A 15,934-nucleotide genomic window follows, 5' to 3' on the forward strand; every position below is an offset into this window, starting at 1 on the left:
CCATGACCGAGCTGATTTTCTTCATCAACCAGGTGGTGATCTCCGGTCTGGTCCTGGGCTGCATCTATGCGCTGGGGGCGGTCGGCATCACGCTGATCTTCGGCATTCTGCGCTTTGCGCACTTTGCCCATTCCGAGCTGATGACCTCGGGCGCTTTCTTTGCCTTTCTGTTGGCCGGCGCCTTTGCTGCCTGGGGCATTGTCACGCCGATCCCTACCGGCTTCGTCGTCCTGCCCATCGCTATGGTGTTGTCGGCGATCCTGGCGCTGGGGATCGACAAGGGCTTTTATGCACCGCTGCGCAAACGTGGCGCCAAGCCGGTGACGCTGCTGATCGCCTCGATCGGCGTGACGCTGATGATCCAGGGCCTTATCCGCCTGTTCTTCGGCGCCGGCTCCTACTCCTTTTTCGAGAACGAGCCCAAGGATGTGTTCCGCATCGACCTCAACATGCTCGGCTCGACCCGGCCGCTGGTGATCACCGAGCCGCAGGTGCTGATGATCGTGCTGACGCTGATCGCGGTTTTGGCGCTGCACTTCTTCCTCACCCGCACGCGGCTGGGCAAGGCGATGCGCGCCATGGCCGACAATGCCGATCTGGCGCAGGTGTCGGGCATCAACACGGCTCTGGTGGTGCGGGTCACCTGGATCATTGCCGGAGCGTTGGGGTGCCTGGCCGGTACGCTGCTGGCGCTCGATGTGACGCTGAAGCCGGACTTGGCCTTCAACATCATCATCCCGATCTTTGCCGCCGCCATCGTCGGTGGGCTGGGCCAGTCCTATGGCGCCATTGCCGGGGGGCTGCTCATCGGCTTTGCCGAGACGCTGGCTGTCTTCAACTGGACCATGGTTCTGCGCCCGCTCAACGCCATCCTGCCCGACTGGATGCAACTGCCCCCAACCCTGGCGCTGGTGCCGACGGAATATAAGCTCACCGTGGCTTTCGTCATCCTGGTCATCACCCTTCTGGTCCGACCGACGGGTATCTTCAAGGGAGCCTCGTCATGATCGCTCGTTCCCTCTCGCTGTTTGGCGGCCTGTTCGTACTCATCCTGGTGATCGGCTGGGTCATGGGCGCGCCCTTTACCTCGTCGCGCCTCGTCGAAGCGGCCGCCTATGCGCTCATCGCCCTCGGCCTCAATATCCAGTGGGGTTATGGCGGCCTGTTCAATTTCGGCATTATGGGCTTCCTGATGGTGGGCGGCGCTGCCGTCACCTTCATATCCTATCCGGTCAATGCAGTGTTCTGGGGCTCGGAAGGTCCCGCCATGCTGGGGCGGGCGCTGCTGGCCTTCTTTGTGGGCGCGTTGATCGTGCTCGCCGCGCGGCAGAGCCATCGCGTCGGTATCACCGGCAAATGGAAGACGGCGCTCACCGTACTCGCCTGGTTCCTGGCCTATGTGCTCTATCGCAGCCAGCTCGATCCGGCCGCGGCCTATATCGAAAGCGCCGCCGGTGGCGGCTGGGTCGGGGGGCTGGGTGCCCATCCGCTCTTGGGCTGGGTGTTCGGTGGGGTTCTGGCTGCCGGCATCGCCTATGTCATCGGCAAGATCTGCCTTGGCCTGCGCACCGATTATCTGGCCATTGCCACGATCGGTATTTCCGAGATCCTGCGCGCGCTGATCAAGAACATGGACTGGCTGACCCGCGGTACGCTCACCGTCTCGCCCATTCCATGGCCGACGCCCCTGCCACAAGCCTACCAGGCGCAGGGCCTGGACACCGCCACGGCGCTGATCGCGGCTCGCGCCGGCTATCTGGCCTTGGCTGTATTGGTGCTGGCGATTGTCGTCTGGCTGATTTCGCGCGCCTATGCCGGGCCCTGGGGCCGGATGATGCGCGCCATCCGCGACAACCACATTGCCGCCTCCTCGATGGGCAAGAATGTTACGGCCCGCCAGCTCGAGATTTTCGTCTTCGGCTCCGTGCTGATGGGCATTGGCGGCGCCATGCTGGTCAGTTTCGTGCAGATTTTCGATCCCTCCAGCTACCAGCCGATCAACCACACATTCCTCATCTGGGTGATGGTGATCGTGGGCGGCGCTGGTAATAATTGGGGTGCGATCTTCGGGGCGGTGTTGATCTGGCTGATCTGGGTCATTTCCGAACCGCTGTCCAAGGCGATCTTCGATTTTGTCAGCACCTGGTCCAGCCATGCCGGCTGGGGGGCCATTCCCGATATCGAGGCCCGCTCGGCGCAAATGCGGGTTTTTGTGCTGGGCCTGGTCATTACCATCGCCCTGCGCTTCGCGCCGAAGGGATTGATCCCGGAAGTGGTCAAGCGCGACAATTAAAGTCCAAATTTGGACATTTGACTTGCAACCATGTCTGATTTGGGCCATTTACATGTCAAGGAGACAGTGAATGGCCCAGGGGTTCAGTGACATGTATCAGGCTGGTTTTTCGGTTGCCGATGCCCTGCCCGCTCCGGCGGGGCGCTTTGAGCCTGCAACGCGCCGGCGGCTGAGCGGTCCGGCGCTGCGCAGCTTTGCCGCTATCGCTGAGCTTTGGGGGCTGAGCGAAGAGCAGCGCCGGCTGGTGCTTGGCTATCCCTCGCGCTCGACCTATCACAACTGGATGAAACAGGCGCGCATCGCAGCCGAGGTGACGCTCGACGTCGATACCTTGACCCGCCTCTCGGCCGTGTTCGGCATTCATCAGGCGCTTGGCGTGCTGTTCGCCACGCCAGAGGCGGGGGTGGAGTGGCTGAGAGGCCCGCATCAAGCGCCGGTGTTCGGCGGGCAGGCGCCACTAACCCTGGCCACCAATGGCACGCTCGATGGCTTGATGCTGGTGCGGCGGTTTCTTGATGCGGCGCGGGGTGGGCTCTATATGGCGCCCAATGCCATCGACGCCGTCTTCGCGCCCAGCAGCGACCAGGACATTGTCTGGCGGTGACGCCCCGTTCTCCGGCGCCGGTGCCGAGCCACCGGCTGATCCCGTCGCAATTTCCGCCCGTTGCGTTGTTCGAAACCGTCACCCGTCCCGAAGATCTCGAGGCGGTGATGGAATTGGCCGGCTGGACCAATGACCGGCTGGTGGCCGAGCGCCTGGCCCGGCTGCCCAGGGCCGATTGGGTGCATGGCCGGCCCAATGCCTCCATCGTGCTGGCGGCTTTTCTGCACGCTCCGCCTTCGGGTGGCCGCTTTTCCGGGCCGGATCTGGGCGCCTGGTATGCGGCGGCGCGGCTGGAAACCGCGATTGCGGAGGTGGCGCACCATCTGCGGCGCGAGGCTTTTGCCCGCGGCAAGGCCGAGGCCCGCCGTACCTATCGCGCCTATCGCGCCACGCTTGAGGGCGACTATGTCGATCTGCGCGATGGCAGCCGCCCCGAACTCATGGGCAATGCCGACTATGGTCCCAGCCAGGCTTATGGCGAGGGGCTGCGGGCCATTGGCGAGGACGGCATTCTCTATCCCAGCCTGCGCCACCGCAATGGCAGCTGCATCTGTGCTTATCGGCCCCGCCGGGTTTTGAACGTCATGCAGGCCGAGCATCTCGATATCACCGTGCGCACCGACGGTCCGCAGATATTCGTCACGCAACTGAGTGCTTGAAGGGAAAAGGCCCGGGATTGCTCCCGGACCTTTCACAGTCATGCCCATTGGAGATACCCACTGGGGTACTCCGGAAGAGTCAGATCAGTCGATCAGGCCCTTCTCGACGAAGGCGCCGCCTTCGACAGCCAGCTCGACGATGATGCCGTCGACGTCGCCAGCGGCGTCGAAATCAAGCGAACCACCGGCGCCCTCATAGTTGATGTCGGTGCCGGCCTTGATCAGCTCGACGGCCTTCTGCCATTCGCCAGGGCGGATGATTTCGCCGGGAGCGGACGAGACGTCGCGCAGCGCGGCCGACAGGCCGTCGCGGCTGGTCGAGCCGTTCTTCTCGATGGCCAGCGCCATCAGGAAGGCAGCGTCATAGGCTTGGGGAGCATAGGTGGCGTCGGCCTTGAAGGCATCGCTGGCAAAGCCGTTGTAGATGTCGACCGACTCGCCGCTCGGCGCACCGGCGCGGGTCGCGATCAGACCTTCGACGGCAGCAGCGTCGATGCCGTTGAGCAGGTCGTTGCCGACCATGCCGTCACCGCCGACATAGGTGGTGAAATTGCCCGATTCCACGGCCTGGCGCAGGATGGTGTTACCGGAGGCATTGGCATAGGCCAGGATCACCAGGTTCTGCGAAGCCACCAGATTGCCCAGCTCGGCGCGGTAGTCGGCCTTGCCTTCTTCATGGGCGAGGTTGGCTGCCACGGTGCCGCCACCGGCGGTGAAGGCAGCGCTGACGGCGTCGGCGAAGCCCTTGCCGTAGTCGTTGTTCACATAGGTGATGGCGATATCGTTGATGCCCTTGGAGAGCAGAAGGTTGGCCAGCTTGACACCCTGCAGGGCGTCCGAAGGGGTGGTGCGGTAGACGAGGTCGTTGTCGTCCAGCGTGGTCAGGGCCGGAGCCGAAGAGGCCGGCGAGATGAACACGACATTGCCCGACAGGCCCGAACCGTTAAAGGCGCCGATGGTCTCGCCGGTGCACAGGGCGCCGACAATGCCGGTGACGTTGTCGGTGTTGATCAGGCGGTCAGCGGCGGCGGCGGCAGCGGTCGCGTCGCAGGCGCCGTCGGCGGAAAGCAGCTTGAGCTCGCCGCCCAGGATGCCGCCTTGTTCGTTGACCTGCTTCACCACCAGTTCCGCACCGGCGAAAATCGGCGGGGTCAGCGATTCGATGGGGCCGGTGAAGCCACCGATGAAACCGATCGTGGCGCCGCTGTCCTGGGCCAGGGCCGGAGCCGCAATGGCCAGGGTGGAAGCTGCGACCGCCAGGGTCAGGGTTTTCTTGATTTGCAACATAGACGTCCCTCTGATGGGTTGCGCGCCCGATGGCCTTGCCAGCCTCATTCTTACGGCGCCGCAACGGCTAAAGGGGGCACGACGAGCGCCCCGCTGGGCCAGACTGTTGCATATTCTGCGATCAAAAGTCACCGGGATTTGCGCGTCAATCCGGCAAGCCGTCGCGGTTGCTTAACGGGTGCCCTTTCGGCATAGACTGGGCCCGGATTTGGTGGGGATTATGCATGATGGTTCGCCGGCTCGCAGCGCCCTTGATCGCGATCGCCATGGCGGCGGCGCCTTTCGGCACGGCCCATGCTCAGTTCACGGTGCTCGATCAGGCCCAGGACGGCGGGACCCCGCAGTCTCAATTGACGCCGCCCTCCGACAGCTCAGGTGTTGAGCCGGCGCTCCCTGCCGCAGCGGACCCGGCACCGGTCGCTGGCGCGGCGCCTGCCGGCCCCTGCGGCAGCCAGCCTTTCAGCATCGCCCGGATGAGCTGGCCGTCGGCGGCGCTGCTGGCTGAAATCCACGCCCGCATCCTCACCCAGGCCTATCAGTGCCAGGTGCGCTTTGTCTCCGGCGATCTGGGGGCCACGGCCTCGTCCATGGGCTCGACCGGGCAACCGGCCATGGCTCCGGAAATGTGGGTGACCCGCATTGCCGATGTGTGGAATGGCGCCACCGAAGCCCAATTGGTGCGCAGTGCGGCCCCGAGCTATGTCGAGACCAGCTTCGAGGGTTGGTACATGCCCACCTATGCGGCTGCAGGCCTGCCCGCGGCGCCGGCCGCAGCGCGATTGACGATGGACCTGCCGGTGCTGCAGCCAGAGGGCAAGGTGCGCTTCATCTCCTGCCCGATGGATTGGGCCTGCTCGGTGATCAATCGCAATCTGCTGGCGGCCCATGGGCTGGATGCCCTGGTCGAGATCGTCGAGCCGGCCAACCGTTTCGAGATGGACCGGCTGATCGCCGAAGCGGTCAGTCGGCGCGAGCCGTTTCTGTTCTATTACTGGCAACCCAATGCCGTGCTGGCGCAGGTTGATGTGGTGGCGCTCGACATGGGGGCCTATGACCCCGATGCCGCCAAGTGCCTTGCCGATCGGGACTGCGCCGATCCCAAGATTTCGGCCTTCCCCACCGAAATGGTGGTGATCGCGGTGGCCGAGCGGGTGTTCGCCGATATTCCGGTGGTGGCCGGCTATTTCCAGCGCGCCAGCCTGCCCCTGGCGGAGATGGATGCCATGCTGGCCCAGCTCAATGAAGCCGGTGCCACACCCGAAAGCGTTGCCGATCGGTTCATCGCCGAAAAGACGTCGATCTGGCAGGGCTGGGTGGGCAACAGCGCACCCTGAAAGCGCAGGGCCAAAAAGGTTCCGCGAATTTTTCGAAATTCTTTTGATTTGGTTTTTAGTTGTGCAGCAGCATGTCGAGTGCGGCGCTCGAGTTGCTGGGCGTTGCGTTCAGTTTAATTCGGCGTTCGAATAGTCTGTCATGCAAGAAAAGAGCGGCATGATTGTCTGTTGTTGATCAAATATTGCCAAATTTGACACACAATTCTGCCATGTTTATGGTCCGCTGCATTCCATAACAGCAGGAGTTAGCCTGATGATTTTCAAATCCGGTGGCATTGCCGCCGCGATGGCTGTTGCCTTTTTCGCGGCAACCAGCCTTCCCGCCACTGCCCAGGATGATGCCGCCCAGTGCGGTACCGATCGCACCATCGACATTGCCGAGATGACCTGGCCCTCCGCTGCTGCTCTGGCGCATATTCATGCGACGATCCTGGACAAGGGATTTGGCTGCAGCGTCGAGATCGTCACTGGCGATACCGTGCCGACCTCGTCCTCCATGCTCACCCGCGGCACGCCTGCCGTTGCGCCAGAACTCTGGACCAGTGCTATCGAAGACGCCTGGGCCAAGGGCGTCGAAGAGGGCACTGTCGTGCAGTTGGCCGACGCCATCACCGATGGTACGGTCGAGGGCTGGTTCATTCCCCAGTATACGCAGGCCGAGTATCCCGAATTGACCACCGCCGAGGCGGTGATCGCGCGTCCGGACATTTTCCCCGACCCCGAGGACAGCAGCAAGGGCCGTCTCTATTCCTGCCCGCCGGGCTGGGCCTGTGAACTCTCCACGTCCGCGCTCTACGAGGCCTATGACATGGCCGATAGCTGGAACCTGTTCTCGCCGGGTTCGGGCGGTGCGCTCGACGCATCGATTGCGCGCGCTTTCACCCGAGAAGAGCCCATCCTGTTCTACTATTGGGGTCCGACCGCAATTCTCGGAAAATATCCGGCGGTTCAGCTCGAGCAGGGTGAAACCAAGCCTGACGTCTATGCCTGCAACACCGATCCCGATTGCACGGATCCGGCCGGCGTGACCGCCTATCCATCCAGCCCCGCCGTGGTGGGTGCTGCCGCCTGGGTGCGGGACGAGGCGCCCCATGTCGCGGACTATTTCTCCAAGGTTGGCCTGACCAATGCCGAAATCAGCGAACTGCTGGTCTATGGCGACGAGAACCAGGCCGACGCTGCCGCAACGGCGGAAAACTTCCTGCGCACCAAGCAGGATGTGTGGACCAGCTGGGTCCCCGATGCCGTGGCCGAGAAGGTCCTGGCAGAGCTGGGCTGAGCCCATTGCAGTGATGAGCGGTGCGGCCGGGTTTCGACCTGGCCGCTCTGCGTTCCACCTGCCCAACGCAGCCCGTGCCCTCCCTGGGCGATGACGCCGACATTATCGGCTCATCGGCTGCAGCAATGAGAACAAACATGTTTCCTGAATTGATTGATACGCGCCCCCTGCGCCGGGCCATCGACGATGGCCTCAACTGGGTCGTGCGCAACTGGGGCGGCGAACTGGAAGCGGCGGCCTATCCGCTGCTCATGCTGCTCAACGGCATCGAGCGCCTGCTTGTCGCCACCCCATTCTGGCTGATCATGGCCATACTGGTTGGCATTGCCTGGCTGGCTACCCGCAGCTGGAAATTGCCGGCGCTGGTGCTGGTCTCGCTGCTGTTCCTCGGCATCATGGGTCTTTGGCGCGATGCCATGGCCACCATGGCCCTGATGATCTCAGCCACGCTCACCGTCATCGTTGCCTCGATCCCCATCGGGGTGTGGATGAGCCGATCGCAGCGCGTGCGCCAGATCATCACACCCATTCTCGACCTGATGCAAACCCTGCCCAGCTTCGTCTATCTGATCCCGACGGTGATGATTTTCGGTCCCGGCAAGATCCCGGCACTGCTGGCCACGATCGTCTATGCCGCGCCGCCTTTGGTCCGCCTTACCGATCTCGGCCTGCGCTCGGTCGATCCGGCGGTCATGGAGGCCAGCCGCTCCTTCGGCACCACGCCGAGCCAGCGCCTGTTCGGCGTGCAGATCCCATTGGCACTGCCCACCATTCTGGCCGGGGTCAACCAGACCACGATGATGGCGCTGGCCATGGTGGTGATCGCTTCGATGATCGGCGCTGGCGGCCTGGGTTACCAGGTGTTGCAGGGCATCGGTCGGCTCGAGGTCAGCCGCGGCCTGTTTGCCGGTCTGGGCATCGTGGTTCTCGCTATCATCTTCGACCGCATCACCCAATCTTTCGGCAAACAGCTACAGGCCAAGATCGGCCTGGCGGAGGCGCGTTGACATGAACGCCATTGATACGACCACCGACCTCGCCATTTCCATGCGTGGCGTCACCAAGATTTTCGGTGACAATCCGCAAGCGGCGCTGGAGCTGTTGCGCAGCGGCAAGTCCAAGTCGGAGGTGCAGGCTGAAACCAACCATGTGGTGGGGCTCGACAATGTCTCGCTCGATATCGCCCGCGGCCAGATTTTCGTGGTCATGGGCTTGTCGGGGTCCGGCAAGTCGACGCTGATCCGCCACGTCAACCGGCTCATCGATCCCACGGCGGGCGAAATCTTCGTCGAGGGAGGCGATGTGCTCAAGATGAGCCTGCCCGAATTGCGGACTTACCGCCGCAACACCGTGGCGATGGTGTTCCAGAAATTCGGCCTCTTGCCGCATCGTTCCGTGATCGACAACGTGGCCTATGGCCTCGAGGTCAAGGGCGTCGCCAAGGCCGAACGGTTGGAGCGCGCGGCCAAATGGATCGAGACCGTGGGGCTCTCCGGCTATGAGAACAGCCGGCCGCGGCAATTGTCGGGTGGCCAGCAGCAGCGCGTGGGCCTGGCCCGTGCCCTGGCGCTCGACACCGACATCATTCTCATGGACGAGGCCTTCTCCGCCCTCGATCCGCTGATCCGCTCGGGCATGCAGGATCAGTTGATGGAGCTGCAAAAATCGCTGGGCAAGACCATCCTGTTCATCACCCATGATTTCGACGAGGCACTCAAGATCGCCGACCGGATCGCGGTGCTCAAGGATGGTGCGGTGCAGCAAGAGGGCAAGCCCGAGGATATCGTGCTCAAGCCCGCCAATGACCACATCGAGGAGTTCGTGCGCGAGGTGAACAAGGCCCGCGCCATCCATGTGCGCTCGATCATGGAGCGGGGCGAATTCGAGCCCTGCGAATTCACCGTGCCCGAAACGGCGCGCTGCGAAGACGTGTTGCCCTATTTCGCCGAGCACCAATGGGTCGGAGTGGTGGACGAGACCGGACACCAGATTGGCCGCGTTACTGCCAAGCGGGTGATCAAGGCCCTGGCGCGCTATACGCCGGGCGCCAATGAGGGCTGATTGAAATGGGGTGCGGCGCTGTCATGCACGCGTCACGGCCAAGCGGTAGTGTCGTGCCCCAATTTTCCCCTGAATCGCATATTTATCTTTCTATATCAGCAATTTAGCATTCCTTCAGACTTGTTCGTCAATGCTGGCGCATCTGTTCCTGCCGGTAGCGTCATGAAGGTTCGTCCCGCTTTTGATCGAGTCAACGCCACCTATGCCCGCCTGCGCGGAATCGTGGGCGCCATGGCCATTGCCGTTATGGTGCTGGGGATCAGCAATATCGTCCGACCCGATCTCGATGGTGTGGCCTGGGGCATTGTGGGCCTTTCGGGACTGATCCTGGTGATGATGGCGATCACGCAGCGTCTGATGCGCCAGCGGCTGGGGGAGACCGCGCTCGCCATGGCCGATGCGCTGGCCCGCGCCAATCGCGATGCGCTGACCGGTGCCTTTACCCGCTCCTACTTCCTCGATCAGCTGTCGGGTCATGCCCAGGCCGGCGCGCTGGGCGCCATGGGTTATCTCCAGGTCGACATGGATAATCTCAAGGTCCTCAACGACAGCGTCGGCCATGGGGCGGGCGATGCGGCCCTGGTGGCGCTGGTGCGCGAGATCCGCGCGCTGATGCCCGATGCCATCATCGGGCGGCTGGGCGGCGACGAGTTTGGCGTCCTGGTGCCCGGCCATGACAACAAACCGGCTTTGTGCCGCGTCGGGCAGCGCCTGCTGCGCCAGCTCGACGAGCCGCGAAGCATTGGCGGCAGGATGACCCGGCTTTCGGCGACGATAGGCGTGGCGCTTGCACCGCTCGATACCGACGATCCCAACGAGCTGATCGCCATTGCCGACCTGGCCCTCTACAAGGGCAAGCAGGCGGGGCGGGGCAGCGTCGTGCCCTTCGATCCCGACATGCTGGGCGAGGAGCGGCATCGGCGCTTCGTCGAGCGCGAGCTGCGCGCCGCCTTGCTGATGGACGAGCTCGAACTGCACTACCAGCCAGTGGTCGGCGCCCGTGACGGCCAGGTGGTGTCGCATGAAGCATTGCTGCGCTGGCGCCATCAGGTGCGCGGCATGATCGCCCCCAATAGCTTCATACCGGTCGCCGAACAGAGCAGCCTTATCGATCGGTTGGGTGAGTGGGTCTTGCGCCAGGCCTGTCTCGATCAACCCCGTCTGGGCACGCCGGTGGGCGTCAATGTGTCCCCCGTGCAATTGCGGCGGCAGGACTTCGTCGCCCGCTTCACCTCCATTCTCGAGGACACCGCCACCAACCCGGCCCTGATCATCGTCGAAGTCACCGAAAACGCGCCGCTGGCAAAGGGCAGTGTCGAAATGGACAATCTTGCCCGGCTGCGGGCGATCGGCGTGCGGGTTGCCATCGATGATTTCGGGGCAGGGCATGCGAGCCTGCATTATCTGCGCGACTTCGTCTTCGACATCATCAAGATCGACCGCACCTATGTCGCCGACTATGCCGTCAATCCCGTCAATGCCATGGTGGTGGCCGCGGTCTGCGACATTGCCCGCAGCCTGCGCCTCGATGTGATTGCCGAGGGCGTCGAGACCGAGGAACAGCGCCGGCAACTGGCTTCGGCCGGCTGCACCGGTCTTCAAGGCTATCTGCTTGGCCGTCCCGAACCGCTGGTCCGTCGCCACACGGCTGAGGCCGCCTGAGGTCGTAGAACGACAGTCTCATGACAGCTTTGCATTCGGGCAGTTGCGTCATGGCCAAGCGCTTGGCTATAACGGGCGCGGGAAGCCAATGGGCGGCAGGGAGTGCAGGCTTTGGATTTGAAGCGGATCAACGATCACGTCAGTGTTTCCGGGCAGATCGAGCCCGATGATCTGGCAACGCTCAAAGCCCTGGGATTTGTCGCCGTCATCAATAATCGGCCGGACGGGGAATCGCCCGAACAACCGGCAGGGACTGACATCGAGGCCGCCGCCAAGGCTGCCGGGCTTGCCTATCATGCCATTCCGCTGGGACGCGAGGGGGTCAACCCCGACCTCGTCGCCAGGACCAAGGCCGCGCTTGAGGGGAGCGATGGTCCGGTTCTGTGCTTCTGCCGGTCCGGCACCCGCTCGACCACGCTGTGGGCCTTGAGCCAGGCGGGTGAGCAATCGGCCGAGGACATCATCGCCCAGGCCGCTGAAGCCGGCTACGAAATGAGCCATCTGGCCGGGTATCTCGGCCGGAACTGACTATCTGGGAATTCGGCGTTCAGGCGGACGTCGGTCCGTTTCGTCGAGCCTTGCTGAGCCTGGCCTGATTTCAGGCCATTCGCCCCTCCTGCTCGGAATGTAAATTTATGCCCATCAAGAAGATCCTCGTCGCCAATCGCAGCGAAATCGCCATTCGCGTGTTCCGCGCCGCCAACGAGCTCGGTCTCAAGACCGTTGCGGCCTATGCCGAGGAAGACAAGCTGGCGCTGCATCGCTTCAAGGCCGACGAGGCCTATCTCATCGGCAAGGGCAAGGGCCCGGTCGAAGCCTATCTGCAGATCGACGAATATATCCGCATCGCCCGCATTTCCGGCGCCGATGCGATCCATCCCGGCTATGGCCTGCTCTCGGAAAGCCCTGAATTCGTCGATGCCTGCGAGGATGCCGGCATTATCTTCATCGGCCCGCGTGCCCAGACCATGCGCGATCTCGGCAATAAGGTCGCCGCCCGCAACATGGCGCTGGCCTCCAATGTGCCGGTGGTTCCCGCGACCGAAGCACTGCCCGACGATCCGGAAACCATCAAGAAGCTGGCGGCCGAGATCGGCTATCCGCTGATGCTCAAAGCCTCCTGGGGTGGCGGCGGTCGCGGCATGCGCCGCATCATGGACGAAAAGACGCTGCTGTCCGAGGTTTCCGAGGGCAAGCGCGAGGCCAAGGCTGCTTTCGGCAAGGACGAGATGTATCTCGAAAAGCTGATCGAGCGGGCCCGCCATGTGGAAGTGCAGCTGATCGGCGACGACCACGGCAATCTCGTGCATCTTTATGAGCGCGACTGCTCGGTGCAGCGCCGCAACCAGAAGGTGGTCGAGCGCGCGCCCGCGCCCTATCTCGATGACAAGGTGCGCAAGGACCTCACCGACGCCGCTGTGCGGCTGGGAAAGGCCGCCAATTATCGCGGCGCCGGCACCGTCGAATTCCTCATGGATGCAGACACCGACAAGTTCTACTTCATCGAAGTGAACCCGCGCATCCAGGTCGAGCACACCGTCACCGAAGAGGTGACGGGGATCGACATCGTCAAGGCGCAGATCCATCTGCTCGACGGCGCTGTGATCGGTACCCCCGAATCCGGCGTCCCGCTGCAGGAAAACATCCGCCTCAACGGCAATGCCATCCAGTGCCGCGTCACCACCGAAGACCCCGAGCAGAACTTCATTCCCGACTATGGCCGCATCACCGCCTATCGTGGTGCCACCGGCTTCGGCGTGCGTCTCGATGGCGGCACCGCCTATTCGGGTGCGGTGATCACCCGCTATTATGATCCGCTCTTGGAAAAGGTCACCTGCTGGGCCCCGAGTGCCGACGAGGCGATTGCCCGCATGCATCGCGCCCTGCGTGAATTCCGTATTCGTGGCGTGGCGACCAATCTCGCCTTCCTCGAAAACATCATCACCCATCCCGACTTCCTCGAGAATCGCTATACGACGCGCTTCATCGACACGACGCCGGACCTGTTCAACTTCAAGCCGCGCAAGGACCGGGCGACCAAGCTGCTGTCCTATATTGCCGACGTGACCGTGAACGGTCATCCCGAAGTGCGCGACCGTCCGCGTCCGCCTGCCGATGCTGCCGCCCCCATCGTGCCGGAATTCGAGCCGTTGACGATTATCGACGGCAGCCGCCAGGTGTTGGACCGCGATGGTCCGACGGGCCTCGCCAACTGGATGAAGGCACAGAGCCGCGTCCTTTTTACCGACACCACCATGCGCGACGCGCATCAGTCGCTCTTGGCGACGCGCATGCGTTCTTTCGACATTACCCGCATCGCCCAGGCCTATAGCCGCGGTCTGCCCAACCTGTTCTCGCTCGAATGCTGGGGCGGGGCGACCTTCGACGTCTCCATGCGTTTCCTCAACGAGGATCCGTGGGAGCGCCTCGCCAAGGTGCGCGAAGGCGCGCCGAATATCCTGACGCAGATGCTGCTGCGCGGCTCCAATGGCGTGGGCTACACCAATTACCCCGACAATGTGGTGCAGTTCTTCGTCAAGCAGGCGGCCAAGGGCGGCGTCGATATCTTCCGCATCTTCGACTGCCTCAACTGGGTCGAAAACATGCGCGTCTCCATCGACGCGGTCGCCGCCGAAGGCAAGGTGGCCGAAGGCGCCATCTGCTATACCGGCGATCTCTTCGATCCCGATCGCAGCAAGTACGACCTCAAATACTATGTCGGCCTGGCCAAGGAACTGGAAGTCGCTGGTGTCCATGTCCTGGGCATCAAGGACATGGCCGGGCTCTTGAAGCCTGCTGCCGCCAAGAAGCTGGTCGAGGTGCTGAAGCAGGAAGTCGGCCTGCCCATCCACCTGCACACCCACGACACCTCTGGCGCCTCCGCTGCCACGGTGCTGGCGGCGGTGGCGGCCGGGGTCGACGCCGTCGACGCGGCCATGGACGCTCTCTCCTCCACAACCAGCCAGCCGACCCTTGGCTCGCTCGTAGCGGCGCTCGAGGGCGATGCCCATGATCCCGAGCTCGACGCCAAGGCGATCCGGCAGATATCTTTCTACTGGGAAGCCGTGCGCAACCAGTATGCGGCCTTCGAGAGCAATCTCAAGGGCGGCGCTTCGGAAGTCTATCTGCACGAAATGCCAGGCGGCCAGTTCACCAATCTCAAGGAACAGGCGCGCTCGCTGGGTCTAGAAACCCGCTGGCACGAGGTCGCCCAGACCTATGCCGACGTCAACCAGATGTTCGGCGATATCGTCAAGGTGACGCCCTCTTCCAAGGTGGTCGGCGACATGGCCCTGGCCATGGTTTCGGCCGGGATCACCCGAAGCGATGTCGAAAATCCGGACAAGGACATTGCCTTCCCCGATTCGGTCGTCGGTTTCTTTGCCGGTGACTTGGGCCAGCCCCCGGGCGGCTTCCCGGAAAAACTGCAGAAGAAGGTTTTGAAGGGCAAGACCGCGCTCACCGAGCGTCCCGGTTCCTATCTCAAGCCCATTGATCTGGAAGCGGAACGCAAGAAGATCGCCGAGGAAGTCGGCCAGCCGGTCGACGATTTCCGCCTCGCTTCCTACCTCATGTATCCAAAGGTCTATTCGGATTTCGAAAAGACCCAGGATCGCTACGGCCCGACCGAAGTGCTGCCGACGCCGGTCTATTTCTACGGCCTCGAAGAAGGCGACGAGCTGCTCGTCGATATCGAAAAGGGCAAGACGCTGGTCGTGACCTATCAGGGTCGTGCCGAGACCAATGAGAAGGGCGAAGTTCGCGTCTTCTTCGACCTCAATGGCCAGCCGCGCACCATTACCGTGCCGGATCGTTTGAAGGCCGGGGAGGTCAAGGTGCGCGCCAAGGCTGCTGCCGGTGACCCCAAGCAGGTCGGCGCACCCATGCCGGGTGTGATTTCGACCCTCGCCGTCAAGGAAGGCCAGAAGGTCACCGCCGGCGACGTGCTGTGCTCGATCGAAGCCATGAAGATGGAAACCGCCATCCATGCCGAAGTCGATGGCACCGTGGCGGAACTGCTGATCAAGCCCGGCGACCAGATCGACGCCAAGGACCTGCTGGTGCGGTTGGATTGATTTCCAACCCCGTGGCCGTACAAGCCAGCGCCTAAAAGCAAAGGCCCGGAGCGATCCGGGCCTTTTCCTTATCGGTGTCAGAAGCGGCGGTTACATCCGCCGCGCATGGCCGTCGACGGTCTTGCCATACTTGCCGGCATAGGCGCGGGCCGGAACCGGCAGGCGGCTGACGATCCAGCTGACCATCAGCGGGATGAGGACGATATCGTCCACCCAGCCGAGCAGGGGAATGACATCGGGGATGATGTCGAAGGGATTGACCAGATAGAAAGCGGCAAACAGCGTCGCCGCCTTGAGATAGAGCGGGGTCTCGCGCGCCCAGAAAGCGGTCCAGAGCTGCACGACTTCCTTGCGGAAGAGAAAAATGCGGGGAAGGAGCCTGTTCATCATGCTCAATAAATGGCCCCGCGCTGCTCGCATTCAAGATCATGCCGATCACGATTTTGGCGATGACATCTTCCCGATCCGGGACAGTTTCGACCTGCGGTCGTCGGCGCCGTTAACGCAGCGATCAAAACCGGAACGAACAGAGACAGAATCGCGGCAAGGCGCGCAATCGTGCTTTGTTCACCGCCAGATATGGTGTGGCGCCGAACCCTTACCCACAAGCGCCGGACGCTGTGCCGGCAATGCGCCAAAAATTGGCGAAAACCCGTTCATCAGGGTCAACAAAGGGTAA

General features: G+C 62.9%; 13 protein-coding genes. 11 read left to right on the forward strand and 2 right to left on the reverse strand.

What is annotated here, in order from left to right; all coding sequences use genetic code 11:
• Positions 1-2 precede the first annotated feature (2 nt).
• The 4 genes from DEVEQU_RS10425 to DEVEQU_RS10440 all read left to right on the forward strand — a co-directional run bounded on the left by DEVEQU_RS10425 (position 3) and on the right by DEVEQU_RS10440 (position 3,556).
• Positions 3-1,007: a branched-chain amino acid ABC transporter permease gene (locus tag DEVEQU_RS10425; RefSeq protein WP_126150505.1), complete on the forward strand. Its 1,005-nt coding sequence runs from the start codon at positions 3-5 to the stop codon at positions 1,005-1,007.
• Positions 1,004-2,293 carry a branched-chain amino acid ABC transporter permease gene (locus DEVEQU_RS10430; protein ID WP_126150506.1) on the forward strand — a complete coding sequence of 430 codons (1,290 nt, stop codon included), beginning with the start codon at positions 1,004-1,006 and terminating at the stop codon, positions 2,291-2,293. Before DEVEQU_RS10425 ends, DEVEQU_RS10430 begins: the two co-directional genes overlap by 4 nt.
• 91 nt (positions 2,294-2,384) lie before the next feature.
• Positions 2,385-2,897, forward strand: a complete 513-nt coding sequence (locus DEVEQU_RS10435; protein WP_126150554.1) for an MbcA/ParS/Xre antitoxin family protein — start codon at positions 2,385-2,387, stop codon at positions 2,895-2,897.
• Entirely contained in the window at positions 2,894-3,556 is a 663-nt protein-coding gene (locus DEVEQU_RS10440; RefSeq protein WP_126150507.1) for an RES family NAD+ phosphorylase, read from the forward strand. Before DEVEQU_RS10435 ends, DEVEQU_RS10440 begins: the two co-directional genes overlap by 4 nt.
• 84 nt (positions 3,557-3,640) lie before the next feature.
• Here the strand turns inward: DEVEQU_RS10440 and DEVEQU_RS10445 are convergent, their stop codons facing one another.
• Positions 3,641-4,843, reverse strand: coding sequence for an ABC transporter substrate-binding protein (locus DEVEQU_RS10445; protein ID WP_206437823.1), 1,203 nt, complete (start codon positions 4,841-4,843; stop codon positions 3,641-3,643).
• Between the two features lie 224 nt (positions 4,844-5,067).
• Here DEVEQU_RS10445 and DEVEQU_RS10450 point away from each other — a divergent pair, with 224 nt between their 5' ends.
• The 7 genes from DEVEQU_RS10450 (at position 5,068) to pyc (ending at position 15,255) form a co-directional block, all read left to right on the forward strand.
• Complete coding sequence (locus DEVEQU_RS10450; protein ID WP_126150508.1) at positions 5,068-6,177, forward strand: glycine betaine ABC transporter substrate-binding protein; 1,110 nt, start codon at positions 5,068-5,070, stop codon at positions 6,175-6,177.
• Positions 6,178-6,430: 253 nt separating this feature from the next.
• The gene (locus tag DEVEQU_RS10455; protein ID WP_126150509.1) at positions 6,431-7,456 is read left to right on the forward strand and encodes a glycine betaine ABC transporter substrate-binding protein; all 1,026 of its coding nucleotides are present in this window, start codon (positions 6,431-6,433) and stop codon (positions 7,454-7,456) included.
• Between the two features lie 137 nt (positions 7,457-7,593).
• On the forward strand, positions 7,594-8,463 hold the full coding sequence (locus DEVEQU_RS10460) for an ABC transporter permease (protein WP_126150510.1): 870 nt from the start codon (positions 7,594-7,596) through the stop codon (positions 8,461-8,463).
• A 1-nt stretch (position 8,464) separates the two neighbouring features.
• On the forward strand, positions 8,465-9,517 hold the full coding sequence (locus tag DEVEQU_RS10465) for a quaternary amine ABC transporter ATP-binding protein (RefSeq protein WP_126150511.1): 1,053 nt from the start codon (positions 8,465-8,467) through the stop codon (positions 9,515-9,517).
• A gap of 162 nt (positions 9,518-9,679) precedes the next feature.
• Entirely contained in the window at positions 9,680-11,179 is a 1,500-nt protein-coding gene (locus tag DEVEQU_RS10470; protein ID WP_126150512.1) for a putative bifunctional diguanylate cyclase/phosphodiesterase, read from the forward strand.
• A 111-nt stretch (positions 11,180-11,290) separates the two neighbouring features.
• Complete coding sequence (locus DEVEQU_RS10475) at positions 11,291-11,707, forward strand: TIGR01244 family sulfur transferase (RefSeq protein ID WP_126150513.1); 417 nt, start codon at positions 11,291-11,293, stop codon at positions 11,705-11,707.
• 107 nt (positions 11,708-11,814) lie between these two features.
• A complete protein-coding gene (gene pyc, locus DEVEQU_RS10480) occupies positions 11,815-15,255 on the forward strand; it encodes a pyruvate carboxylase (RefSeq protein WP_126150514.1) in 3,441 nt (1,146 codons plus the stop codon).
• Between the two features lie 90 nt (positions 15,256-15,345).
• Here the strand turns inward: pyc and DEVEQU_RS10485 are convergent, their stop codons facing one another.
• Positions 15,346-15,645: a YkvA family protein gene (locus DEVEQU_RS10485; protein ID WP_164550344.1), complete on the reverse strand. Its 300-nt coding sequence runs from the start codon at positions 15,643-15,645 to the stop codon at positions 15,346-15,348.
• Positions 15,646-15,934: the final 289 nt, after the last annotated feature.

The sequence above is a fragment of the Devosia equisanguinis genome (assembly GCF_900631955.1).
In the GTDB taxonomy this organism is placed as follows: domain Bacteria; phylum Pseudomonadota; class Alphaproteobacteria; order Rhizobiales; family Devosiaceae; genus Devosia; species Devosia equisanguinis.